The sequence below is a fragment of the Streptomyces sp. TRM68416 genome (assembly GCF_014596915.1).
Taxonomy (GTDB): domain Bacteria; phylum Actinomycetota; class Actinomycetes; order Streptomycetales; family Streptomycetaceae; genus Streptomyces.
This window is the reverse complement of the sequence record NZ_JACVWU010000013.1, coordinates 245,692-257,558: the sequence shown is the minus strand read 5'-3', so window position 1 is coordinate 257,558 and position 11,867 is coordinate 245,692. Positions and strand designations below refer to the sequence as shown.

The following is an 11,867-nucleotide window of genomic DNA, read 5'->3' as shown; positions in this document are numbered from 1 at the left end:
GACGACGTTCTCGCCGTCGACCTCGACCACCGCCTCCCGCGGCGCGCGCAGCGCGGTGTGCAGCACCGCCCGGTCCTCGGTGGTGTTGATCCGCTCGCCGCGGAACATCGCGTCACGCAGCCCGAACACGTCCGTGGCGGCGGCCAGTTCCTGGAGCAGGGCCAGCGTCTCGTCGGTGACGAGGTTCTTGGAGTAGTCGATGCGCAGATCGCCGACGCGTACGACGTACCGCTCGGCGCGCTCGGGGTCCGCGGCGAACAGGTCGCGCAGGTGGGCGTGCCACCCGGCGCGGTGGTCCTCCAGGGCGGTCCACTGCGGGCGCCGGGTGAGCTTGGGGGAGTCAGACATGAGAGGGGTTCTCCTTGGCCACGTCGCCCCGCAGGGCGACGGCGTACATCTCGTCCGCGTCGAGGCGCCTGAGCTCCTCGGCGATGAGTTCGGAGGTGGAGCGGACCTTCAGCGCCAGCGTGCGCGAGGGCTGCCCCGGCAGCGACAGCGTCGCCAGCGGGCCCTCGGGGCGGTCGATGACGATCTCGCCGTCGGCCGTGCCCAGCCGTACGGCGGTGACCACCGGGCCGCCGGTGACGATCCGCTCGATCCGCACCTTCAGGCGCGCCTCCAGCCAGCGCGCGAGCAGTTCGGCGGCGGGGTTGTCGGCCTCGGCCTCCACCGCCCCCGAGATGATCGGCACCCGCGCCTGGTCCAGGGCGGCGGCCAGCATCGAGCGCCACGGGGTCAGCCGGGTCCAGGCGAGGTCGGTGTCGCCGGGCGCGTAGGAGCGGACCCGGGTCTCCAGGACCTCGAAGGGGTTCTCCACCGCGTACAGGTCGGTGATCCGGCGCTGGGCCAGCGCGCCCAGCGGGTCCTTCGCCGGGTTCTCGGGCGCCTCCACCGGCCACCACACGACGACCGGCGCGTCCGGCAGCAGCAGCGGCAGGACGACGGAGTCGGCGTGGTCGGACACCTCGCCGTAGGTCCGCAGGATCACCGTCTCGCCGGTGCCCGCGTCGGCGCCCACCCGGACCTCGGCGTCCAGGCGGGAGTGGGTGCGGTCGCGCGGGGTGCGGGCGTGGCGCTTGATGACGACCAGGGTGCGCGAGGGGTGCTCGTGCGAGGCCTCCTCGGCCGCCTTGATCGAGTCGTAGGCGTTCTCCTCGTCCGTGACGATGACCATCGTCAGGACCATGCCCACGGCGGGGGTGCCGATGGCCCGGCGGCCCTGCACAAGGGCCTTGTTGATCTTGCTTGCCGTGGTGTCGGTCAGGTCGATCTTCATGGCCTGCGCCAGCTCCGTCCGTCTCGTGCGAGCATCTCGTCGGCTTCCTCGGGTCCCCAGCTGCCCGAGGCGTACTGCGCCGGCTTGCCGTGCCGCGCCCAGTACTCCTCGATCGGGTCGAGGATCTTCCAGGACTCTTCCACTTCCTGGTGACGGGGGAACAGGTTGGCGTCGCCGAGCAGCACATCCAGGATCAGCCGCTCGTACGCCTCCGGGCTGGACTCCGTGAACGACTCGCCGTAGGCGAAGTCCATCGTCACGTCCCGGATCTCCATCGAGGTGCCGGGCACCTTGGAGCCGAAGCGGACCGTGACGCCCTCGTCGGGCTGGACGCGGATGACGATCGCGTTCTTGCCGAGCTCCTCCGTGGCCGTGTGGTCGAAGGGGGAGTGCGGCGCCTGCTGGAAGACCACCGCGATCTCCGTCACCCGCCGCCCGAGCCGCTTGCCGGTGCGCAGGTAGAACGGCACGCCCGCCCAGCGGCGGTTGTCGACCTCCAGCTTGATCGCAGCGTACGTGTCGGTCGTCGACGCCGGGTCGATGCCGTCCTCCTGGAGGTAGCCGCGCACCTTCTCGCCGCCCTGCCAGCTCGGCGCGTACTGTCCGCGCACGGTGTGCCTGCCGAGGTCCTGCGGCAGCTTCACGGCCTTGAGGACCTTCAGCTTCTCCATCAGCAGTGAACCGGCGTCGAAGGCGGCCGGCTCCTCCATGGCGGTGAGCGCCAGCAGTTGCAGCAGGTGGTTCTGGATGACGTCACGGGCCGAGCCGATGCCGTCGTAGTAGCCCGCGCGCCCGCCGATGCCGATGTCCTCGGCCATCGTGATCTGGATGTGGTCGACGAAGGACCGGTTCCAGATCGGCTCGAACATCTGGTTGGCGAAGCGCAGCGCCAGGATGTTCTGGACGGTCTCCTTGCCCAGGTAGTGGTCGATCCGGAAGACCTGCTCCGGGTCGAACACGTCATGCACGATCGCGTTCAGCTCGCGGGCGCTGCCCAGGTCGTGGCCGAACGGCTTCTCGATGACCGCACGGCGCCAGGAGCCTTCCGGGGCGTCCGCGAGACCGTGCTTCTTCAGCTGCTGGACGACCTTGGGGAAGAACTTCGGCGGTACGGAGAGGTAGAAGGCGTAGTTGCCGCTGGTGCCCCGGGAGGCGTCCAACTCCTCGACGGCCTCGCGCAGTTGCTTGAACGCCCGGTCGTCGTCGAAGTCACCCGGGATGAACCGCATGCCCTCGGCGAGCTGCTGCCAGACCTCCTCGCGGAACGGCGTGCGGGAGTGCTCGCGGACCGCGTCGTGCACGACCTGCGCGAAGTCCTGGTGCTCCCACTCCCGGCGGGCGAAGCCGACGAGCGAGAAGCCCGGCGGCAGCAGACCGCGGTTGGCGAGGTCGTAGACGGCCGGCATCAGCTTCTTGCGGGACAGGTCGCCGGTGACGCCGAAGATGACGAGCCCGGAGGGCCCGGCGATGCGCGGGAGCCGGCGGTCGCGGGCGTCCCGCAGCGGGTTGGTCCATTCGGCGGTCGTCTCGGTGCTCGTCTCGATGGTCATTCCGCGTCAACCCCCTCGCCGTCCAGGGACTTGCCGTCCAGGGACTTGCCGTCCAGGGACTTGCCGTCCAGCGACTTGGCGACCGCGTCCAGCAGCTCCTGCCAGGCGGCCTCGAACTTGGCGACGCCCTCGTCCTCCAGCAGGCTGACGACCTCGTCGTAGGAGATCCCGAGCCCCTCCACGGCCGCCAGGTCGGCGCGCGCCCGGGCGTAGCCGCCGGTGACGGTGTCGCCGGTGATCTCGCCGTGGTCGGCGGTGGCGTCGAGCGTGGCCTCCGGCATGGTGTTGACCGTGCCGGGCGCGACCAGCTCGTCGACGTACAGGGTGTCCTTGTACGCGGGGTCCTTCACGCCGGTGGAGGCCCACAGCGGGCGCTGCTTGTTGGCGTCGGCGGCGGCCAGCTTCAGCCAGCGGTCCGAGGCGAAGACCTCCTCGTACGCCTGGTAGGCCAGGCGGGCGTTGGCGAGGGCCGCCTTCCCTTTGAGGGCGAGGGCCTCGTCCGTGCCGAGAGCGGTCAGCCGCTTGTCGATCTCGCTGTCGACGCGGGAGACGAAGAAGGAGGCGACGGAGTGGATGGCGGCGAGGTCGAGGCCCTTGGCCTGTGCCTGCTCCAGGCCCGCGAGGTACGCGTCCATGACCTCGCGGTAGCGCTCCAGGGAGAAGATCAGCGTCACGTTGACGCTGATGCCCTCGGCGAGGACCGCGGTGATGGCCGGCAGGCCCGCCTTCGTCGCCGGGATCTTGATCATCACGTTGGGGCGGTCGACCAGCCAGGCCAGCTGCCTGGCCTCGGCGATCGTGGCCGCCGTCCGGTGGGCGAGGCGTGGGTCGACCTCGATGGAGACCCGGCCGTCCCGGCCGCCGGTCGCCTCGTACACCGGACGCAGCACGTCGGCGGCGGCGCGCACGTCGGCCGTGGTCATCATCCGCACGGCCTCGTCGACCGTGACACCGCGCACGGCGAGATCGGCGAGCTGCTCCTCGTAGCCGTCGCCGGATCCGATGGCGGCCTGGAAGATGGACGGGTTGGTGGTGACACCGACGACGTTCTTCGTCTCGACGACCTCGGCGAGGTTGCCGGAGGCGATCCGCTCACGGGACAGGTCGTCCAGCCAGATGGAGACGCCTTCGTCGGAGAGGCGCTTGAGGGCTCCCGCGGTGGTGGCGGTTGCTTCGGTCACTTTGATCATCTTCTTTCTGGCGTTCGGATCAACCACGCGCGGCGGTGAGGGATTCCCGGGCTGCGGCGGCGACGTTCTCGGCGGTGAAGCCGTACTCGGCGAACAGGGTCTTGGCGTCGGCGGAGGCGCCGAAGTGTTCGAGGGAGACGATGCGTCCTGCGTCACCCACGAACCGGTACCACGTCAGACCGATCCCGGCCTCGACGGCGACACGCGCTCGCACGGACGGCGGAATGACGGCCTCGCGGTACTCGCGCGGCTGCTGCTCGAACCACTCCACGGACGGCATCGACACCACGCGGGCACCGATCCCCTCGGCTTCGAGCAGCTCGCGCGCGGCGACGGCCAACTGCACCTCGGAGCCGGTGGCGATCAGGACCACGTCCGGGGTCCCGGTGGACGCCTCGCGCAGGACGTAACCGCCCTTGGCGGCCTCCTCGTTGCGCTCGTAGGTCGGCACGCCCTGGCGGGTGAGGGCCAGGCCGTGCGGGGCCGGGTCGGTGGCGTGCCGGCGCAGGATCTCCGCCCAGGCGACGGCCGTCTCGTTGGCGTCGGCGGGCCGGACGACGTTCAGGCCCGGGATGGCGCGCAGCGAGGCGAGGTGCTCGACCGGCTGGTGGGTGGGGCCGTCCTCGCCGAGGCCGACGGAGTCGTGCGTCCACACGTAGGTGACGGGGAGCTGCATCAGCGCGGACATCCGGACGGCGTTGCGCATGTAGTCGGAGAACACCAGGAAGGTGCCGCCGTAGATGCGGGTGTTGCCGTGCAGGGCGATGCCGTTCATCTCCGCGGCCATGGAGAACTCGCGGATGCCGAAGTGGACGGTGCGGCCGTACGGGTCGGCCTCCGGCAGCGGGTTGCCCTTCGGCAGGAAGGACGACGTCTTGTCGATGGTGGTGTTGTTGGAGCCCGCGAGGTCGGCGGAGCCGCCCCACAGTTCGGGGAGTACGGCGCCCAGCGCCTGGAGCACCTTGCCGGAGGCGGCGCGGGTGGCGACGGACTGGCCGGGTTCGAAGACCGGGACGGCGGACTCCCAGCCCTCGGGCAGCTGCCCGGCGACGATCCGGTCGAAGAGCGCGGCGCGCTCCGGGTTCGCCGCGCGCCACTCGGCGATCCGCTTGTCCCAGGCGGCGTGCGCCTCCGCGCCCCGGTCCAGGGCCTGCCGGCTGTGCGCCAGCACCTCGTCGGCGACCTCGAAGGTCCGCTCCGGGGCGAAGCCCAGCAGCCGCTTGGTGGCGGCGATCTCGTCCTCGCCGAGCGCGGAGCCGTGCGAGGCCTCGGTGTTGCGGGCGTTCGGGGCGGGCCAGGCGATGATCGTGCGCAGGGCGATGATCGAGGGGCGGCCGGTCTCCGCCTTGGCGGCCGTGAGCGCCGCGTACAGGGCGTGTACGTCGACGTCGCCGTCCTCGGTCGGCTCGACGCGCTGGGTGTGCCAGCCGTAGGCCTCGTACCGCTTCAGCACGTCCTCGGAGAACGCGGTGGCGGTGTCGCCCTCGATGGAGATGTGGTTGTCGTCGTAGACGAAGACCAGGTTGCCGAGCTTCTGGTGGCCGGCGAGGGAGGAGGCCTCGGCGGAGACCCCCTCCTCCAGGTCGCCGTCGGAGACGATCGCCCAGATGGTGTGGTCGAAGGGGGACGCCCCCTCGGGGGCCTCCGGGTCGAACAGGCCGCGCTCGTAGCGGGCGGCCATCGCCATGCCGACGGCGTTGGCGACGCCCTGGCCGAGCGGTCCTGTGGTGGTCTCGACCCCGGCCGTGTGCCCGTACTCGGGGTGGCCGGGCGTCCGGGAGCCGTGGGTGCGGAACGCCTTGAGGTCGTCGAGCCCGACCTCGTACCCGGCGAGGAAGAGCTGGGTGTACAGGGTCAGCGAGGTGTGTCCGGGGGAGAGGACGAAGCGGTCCCGCCCCGTCCACTCCGGGTCGGCCGGGTCGTGCCGCATCACCTTCTGAAAGATCGTGTACGCGGCGGGCGCAAGGCTCATCGCGGTGCCCGGGTGGCCGTTCCCGACCTTCTGCACGGCATCGGCCGCCAGCAGGCGGGCGGTGTCGACGGCACGCCGGTCGAGTTCGGTCCACACGAGGCTGTCCGGTGTCTGCGTGCTCATCTGAAGCCAGTCCTCTTCAAGAGTTCATGGAATCTTGTGTCATCCCTGGTGAGACGCATTCGACTCTAAAAGTCTGACTTTTATGAGGGAAGGTCGGGGTGTGTCAGCCTGTGGTGAAAGTGGGACACCGGGCGGGCGGCAGCGGCGGTACAAGAAGGACATGGCAGGCAGAGCGGCACGAGGTGCCGAAGACGGCGAGGGCCCGGACGGCATCAGAACATTCCCCTTTCCGGTGGATCTGAGCGTGCTCGGCGTCGGGATGCAGGTCGGTCCGATGGGCCCGGGGCGCACCTGGCACACCGAGGCCCCCTTGGACCGCGTCCACCGCATCGACTTCCACGTCGTGATGCTGTTCACCGAGGGCCCGGTCCGCCACATGATCGACTTCGCCGAGTACGAGGCGGGCGCCGGCGACCTGCTGTGGATCCGCCCCGGCCAGATCCACCGCTTCTCCGCCACGAGCGAGTACCGGGGAACCGTCCTCACCATGCAACCCGGCTTCCTGCCCCGCGCCACCGTGGAGGCGACCGGCCTCTACCGCTACGACCTGCCGCCCCTGCTCCACCCCGACGCACCGCAGCTCACCGGCCTCCAGACGGCGCTCGACCAGCTCCGCCGCGAGTACGAGGACACGACGACCCTCCCCCTGAGCCTGCACACCGCCGTCCTGCGCCACTCACTCTCGGCGTTCCTGCTCCGCCTCGCCCACCTCGCCGCCAGCTCCCAGGAGGCGTCCCGCCGCGACGCCGGCACCACGTTCACGCTCTTCCGGGACGCGGTCGAGCGGGGCTTCGCCACGAACCACAGCGTGAGCGCGTACGCCGACCAGCTCGGCTACTCGCGGCGCACCCTGGTCCGCGCGGTGCGCGCCGCGACGGGCGAGACCCCGAAGGGCTTCATCGACAAGCGCGTGATCCTGGAGGCCAAGCGGCTGCTCGCCCACACCGACCTGCCGATCGGGCGGGTGGGGGCGGCGGTGGGCTTCCCGGACGCGGCCAACTTCTCGAAGTTCTTCCAGCAGCACACGGAGCTGACGCCGGCGGCGTTCCGGGCGGAGCTGCGCTGAGCGCTCCGCGGAGGGCTCAGCTGGAGGTGCGGTGCTGTGTCGTTGTTCGCCTGCGGGCCCGTTGTGGCCGGTCGCGCAGTTCCCCGCGCCCCTTCGGGACGCTGTCGAACCCCGCAGCCGCCTGCGTAACAGCTTGGACTCGTGCCCCCGAACCGGTCTGGGCACCGGCATGCTCGGATCATGGGGAGACGCGACGGGGTGCGGAGTGGAACGGCTGGAGGATGCCTGTTCAACGGTTGTCTGGCTGTGCTCGTGCTGCTTCTTGTGTGCGTCATCGGACTGTGGGTCTGGGCGGCCACGGCGGATGACCGCGCCGAGGCGGAAGCCCGCGCCGATCTGAGGAGTGCCGCTGAGACTCGGCAGGAAGAGCTCGTCGGGGCGGCGGCCGACGGTGTGCTGGACGACAGCGAGGCCGCTCGGGTCTTCCCTCGTGGAAAGCCGGCTCAGGGCCTGGTCAGGATCGAGCGGCACGGTCCTGACGTCATAGTGACGGCAGAGCTACTGGGCGTCGGGCCAGGGGTCTTCCTCGCCGGCGAGACACTGGTGACGGGGTGCTTCACCTTCACCGTCACACCGGCGGGGCACGGCCATCGGGGGGCTGAGGTCATCATCAGGGAACTGGCCGTGGAGGACGAGCCGCAGTCCGCGTGCACGACGGCAGGAGTGCCGTCTCCCCGCGTCCTCCCAAGCCACTGAAATTAAGGGGTGCAGCCGGGGCGATCAGCCGAAGCGCTGACCCGGGAAACAACCGTGAACAGCAACAATCCATGCCGAGACGCACTGGAGAGTCACCCGCCCAGCAGATCGTTGACGCTGAGGCCGTCAAGTCGAGCCGGCACCACACCTCGCAGGTGACGACAGGCCTGCTTGTGTGACAACTCCCGCGCTTCGGCTACGGATGCGGCGTTCACCGACGGCTCATCGCCCCTGTCAGCGTCCGAAGGTGAACCAGTTCACGTTCACGAAGTCCGACGGCTGACCGCTGGTGAAGGTCAGATACACGTCGTGCGTGCCCGTCACCGCACTGATGTTGGCCGGGACCGTCCGCCAGCTCTGCCAGCCGCCCGTGTTGGCCACGGCGAAGCTGCCGACGGGCGGGTTGCTCCGGCTGTCCAGGCGGACCTCGACCAGGCCGCTCACACCGGGACCGGCACCGCTCGCGACCCGGCCGACGAACTGGGTGGCGGCCGTGGAACCGAAGTTGACACCCCGGAAGAGTGCCCAGTCACCGCCCGCGAGGGCGCCGATGTTCCGGCCGCCGCCGGTGTCGGAGGTGGTCTCGGTGATCACGCCGGACTGGCTGTCGAAGGACTCCGCCTGGATGGTTCCGTAGGCGTCACGGTTGCCGGTCGGCGGAGGAGTGGTGCCGCCCCCGCCGGCGGACAGCACCTGGACGTAGTCGACGACCATCGCGTGGCCCGGCACGGTCGCGGCGTCCGGGCCGCCGCCGAACGCGTCCACGAAACCGCCGCCCATCGCCACGTTCAGGATGATGAAGAAGCCGTGGTTGGTGGCGTTGTTCCAGGTCGTCGCGTCGACCTGGTCGGCGCGCACGGTGTGGTAGTTGATGTCGTCGACGTAGAAGCGGATCTGCTGCGGGCTCGTCGAGCGGTCCCACTCCATCGCGTACGTGTGGAAGCCCGCCTGACAGGTCGTGCCGGGGCAGGACCTGGAACCGCCCAGGCCCGTCGTCTCGTTGCAGGGGCCGCCGGGGCTGGTGCCGCAGTGCAGGGTCGCCCACACGGTGTTGAGGCCCTGGACGTTCTCCAGGATGTCGATCTCGCCGACGCCCGGCCAGTTCCAGTAGTTGCCGCGGTAGGGCGTGCCGAGCATCCAGAACGCGGGCCAGTAGCCGCGGGCCGCGGCGCCCGTGACGTTCGGCATCTGGATACGGGACTGCACCCGCAGCTTGCCGCCGGCCGGCGGCTGGAAGTCGCCGCGGTTGGTCTCGATGCGGCCGGACGTCCAGTTGCCGGCGGCGTCCCGGCGCGGGGTGATGCGCAGGTTGCCGTTGCCGTCGAGGGCCACGTTGCTGGTGCTCGACGTCATGGTCTCGATCTCGCCGGTGCCCCAGTTGGCGGGGCCGCCGGGATAGCCGCGGCCGGTCGCGTACTGCCAGTTGGCCGTGTTGACGCCGGTGCCCGCGGCACCGGTGAAGTCGTCCAGGAAGACCTGCGTCCAGCCCGACGGGGGCGGGGGAGCGGCGGCGCTCGCGGACGGGGTGACGGCGGTGGCCGCGACGGCCGCCAGGCCGAGCACGGAGAGTACGGCGATCAGGGCGCGGTGCCGTACGGGTATTCCGGAGGGTGCACTCATGGGGTGCCTCTCGGGTACGGGGTGTGGGGTGCGCGGATGGTCCTGCGAGTTCCTGAGAGCGCTCTCAAAGTGCCGTCAATGTGCTCCCCGATGCCCCGGCCGTCAAGAGGCGAAGCAGGTGAATCCCTTTCACCCCAAGGGAGTTCACCCTGTGAACGCTGCGGCGCGGGGCCCCGCCGAGAACGGTGGTGCCCCGCGCCGCGACTGCCCGGACCGGTGCGACAGGCGATCCCGGTGAGCCTCAGACCTTCGCCGGTACGGGCGCCTCGGCGGCCGCCGGTTCCTCGCTCAGCCCGAACCGGTCGTGCACCCGCCGCAGCGGCCGCGGCGCCCACCAGGCCCGCTTCCCGAGCAGCGCCATCGTCGCCGGGACCAGCAGCATCCGTACGACGGTGGCGTCGATCAGCACCGCGAGCGTGAGCCCGAGACCGATCTGGAGGATGGGCGAGAAGCCGCCGGTCATGAAGGCGCCGAAGACGACCGCCAGCAGCAGGGCGGCGCAGGTGACCACACGCCCGGACCGGCGCAGGCCGGTGACCACCGCCTCCTGATCGTCGCCGCCCTGCCCGCGTGCCTCGCGCATCCGGGCCAGGATGAACAGCTCGTAGTCCATGGCGAGTCCGAACGCGATCGCCACGATCAGCGGGGGTGCCGTCAGGCTCAGCGCCCCCAGCCCCTCGGCGCCCAGCAGCCCGGCCAGATGGCCGTCCTGGAACACCCACACCACCACACCGAGCGCCGCGCCGAGGCTCAGCAGCGTGGTCGCGATGGTGCGCAGCGGGATCAGCACCGAGCCGGTGAAGGCGAACAGCAGCACGAAGATCCCGGCCAGGACGGTCACGGCCGCCCAGGGCGCCCGCTCGGCGAGCATCTCCCGGAAGTCCACCAGCCGGGCCGCGACCCCGGTGACCTCGACCGGTTCGTCGCCGCGCACCTCCCGTACCCGCTCGACCAGATCGGTCGCCGCCGTGCCGTCCACGCTGCCGGGCGGCCGCAGCTCGACCACGGTGGCGCCGCCGGGCAGCTCGCGCGCCTCGGCGCCGGCCAGGCCGCGGAGCCGGTCGGCGGTCGCCGGGTCGGTGCCGGGCTTCATCACGACGGTGATCGGGGAGACCCCGGTGCCGGGCGGGAAGTGCGCGTCGAGGGTGTCGTAGAGCTGCCGGGCCTCCGTGCTCGTCGGGAGCTGCTTGGCGTCGCCGATGTTGATGGTCAGGCCGGCGACGGGCAGGGCCAGCACCAGGAGGGCGGGTACGACCGTGGCGAGGACGGCGATGCGGCGGCGCGCCGCGAAGCGGGCCAGGCGGGCGAACAGGCGGCCCTCCTCGCCGCCCGCCCCGGCCTTGGACGGAGGGATCTTCCCGCCGAGCTTCGTCAGCAGCGCCGGGAGAAGGGTGAGCGCGGCGAGCATGTCGACGACCACCACGGCGGCCACGGCCAGACCCATGCTGCGCAGGAACACGCTCGGGAAGACCAGCAGCCCGGTCAGGCTGACGGCCACCGTGAGCCCGGAGAACAGCACGGTCCGCCCGGCCGCCGCGACCGTACGGTGCACGGCCTCGACGACGTCCTCGGTACTCCGGCGCTCCTCACGGAACCGCACCAGCATCAACAGGGCGTAGTCCACCGCGAGTCCGAGGCCCAGCATGGTGGTGACCTGGATCGCGTGCACCGAGATGTCGGTGAACTGACTGAAGCCGAACAGGGCCAGGAACGCGCCCGCGATCCCGCTCACCGCGATCACCAGCGGCAGCCCGGCCGCGCGCAGCCCGCCGAACACAACGAGCAGCAGGGCGAGTACGACCGGCAGGGAGATCAACTCGGCGTTCTTCACGTCCTCCTGGGCCCGTTCGCCGAGCTGTCGGCCGAGCAGCTCGCCGCCGCTGACGTGGACGTCGGGCGCCTCGATCTGCCGGATGCGGTCGGCGGCGGCGTCGGTCGCCCTCTCCTCGGCGTCGTCGTCCAGACCGCCCTCGAAGGTGACCGGGATGATCAGGGCCTGTCCGTCCCGGGCGGTGAGGCCGGGCGTGGTGTACGGATCGGGGACGGCGGCCACCCCGGCGATCTCCCGCACGTCGGCCACGGCCCGCTCCACCTCGGCGCGCAGCGCGGCGTCGGAGACCGCCTCGCCCGCGACCACCGCGGTGACGGACTCGCCGGTCGGGTCGACCCGGGAGAGGTACTGCTCGGCCAGCTCCGACTCGGTGCCGGGCACGTCGGGCACATCGTCGGAGAGCTGCCCGAAGACGCCCGTACCGAGCCCGAAGCCGAGCAGCAGGAACAGCAGCCAGAGGCAGATGACGGTCAGCGGGCGGCGGGTCGCCGCCCTGGCGAGTGTGGAGAGCACGGGGCCTCCCGGCGAGTGGACGGTGGACAT

8 protein-coding genes and 1 pseudogene are annotated in these 11,867 nt (G+C 71.1%); 2 read left to right on the top strand and 7 right to left on the bottom strand.

Translation table 11 applies throughout. The features are described 5' to 3' along the window. The 5 genes and pseudogenes from ICC28_RS22160 to tkt all read right to left on the bottom strand — a co-directional run. A pseudogene (locus ICC28_RS22160) lies at positions 1 to 348 on the bottom strand (glucose-6-phosphate isomerase); the annotation flags it as partial. Beyond that, entirely contained in the window at positions 341 to 1,276 is a 936-nt protein-coding gene (gene opcA, locus ICC28_RS22155) for a glucose-6-phosphate dehydrogenase assembly protein OpcA (protein ID WP_188290402.1), read from the bottom strand. The pseudogene ICC28_RS22160 and the gene opcA, both read right to left, overlap by 8 nt. Then, positions 1,273 to 2,826: a glucose-6-phosphate dehydrogenase gene (gene zwf / locus ICC28_RS22150; RefSeq protein WP_188290401.1), complete on the bottom strand. Its 1,554-nt coding sequence runs from the start codon at positions 2,824 to 2,826 to the stop codon at positions 1,273 to 1,275. The genes opcA and zwf overlap by 4 nt, the downstream gene beginning before the upstream one ends. After that, positions 2,823 to 4,016, bottom strand: a complete 1,194-nt coding sequence (tal, locus tag ICC28_RS22145; protein ID WP_188290400.1) for a transaldolase — start codon at positions 4,014 to 4,016, stop codon at positions 2,823 to 2,825. Before tal ends, zwf begins: the two co-directional genes overlap by 4 nt. A 19-nt stretch (positions 4,017 to 4,035) precedes the next feature. Then, positions 4,036 to 6,111: a transketolase gene (gene tkt / locus ICC28_RS22140; protein ID WP_188290399.1), complete on the bottom strand. Its 2,076-nt coding sequence runs from the start codon at positions 6,109 to 6,111 to the stop codon at positions 4,036 to 4,038. Positions 6,112 to 6,271: 160 nt separating this feature from the next. On the opposite strand from tkt, the gene ICC28_RS22135 reads away from it, so the two are divergent. Together ICC28_RS22135 and ICC28_RS22130 are read left to right on the top strand one after the other, a co-directional pair. Continuing rightward, positions 6,272 to 7,177 carry a helix-turn-helix transcriptional regulator gene (locus tag ICC28_RS22135; protein WP_188290398.1) on the top strand — a complete coding sequence of 302 codons (906 nt, stop codon included), beginning with the start codon at positions 6,272 to 6,274 and terminating at the stop codon, positions 7,175 to 7,177. A 180-nt stretch (positions 7,178 to 7,357) separates the two neighbouring features. Further along, positions 7,358 to 7,873, top strand: a complete 516-nt coding sequence (locus tag ICC28_RS22130; RefSeq protein ID WP_188290397.1) for a hypothetical protein — start codon at positions 7,358 to 7,360, stop codon at positions 7,871 to 7,873. 234 nt (positions 7,874 to 8,107) lie between these two features. Here the strand turns inward: ICC28_RS22130 and ICC28_RS22125 are convergent, their stop codons facing one another. Next, positions 8,108 to 9,493: a glycoside hydrolase family 16 protein gene (locus tag ICC28_RS22125; protein ID WP_188290396.1), complete on the bottom strand. Its 1,386-nt coding sequence runs from the start codon at positions 9,491 to 9,493 to the stop codon at positions 8,108 to 8,110. Positions 9,494 to 9,734: 241 nt separating this feature from the next. Next, positions 9,735 to 11,837: an MMPL family transporter gene (locus ICC28_RS22120; protein WP_188290395.1), complete on the bottom strand. Its 2,103-nt coding sequence runs from the start codon at positions 11,835 to 11,837 to the stop codon at positions 9,735 to 9,737. Positions 11,838 to 11,867: the final 30 nt, after the last annotated feature.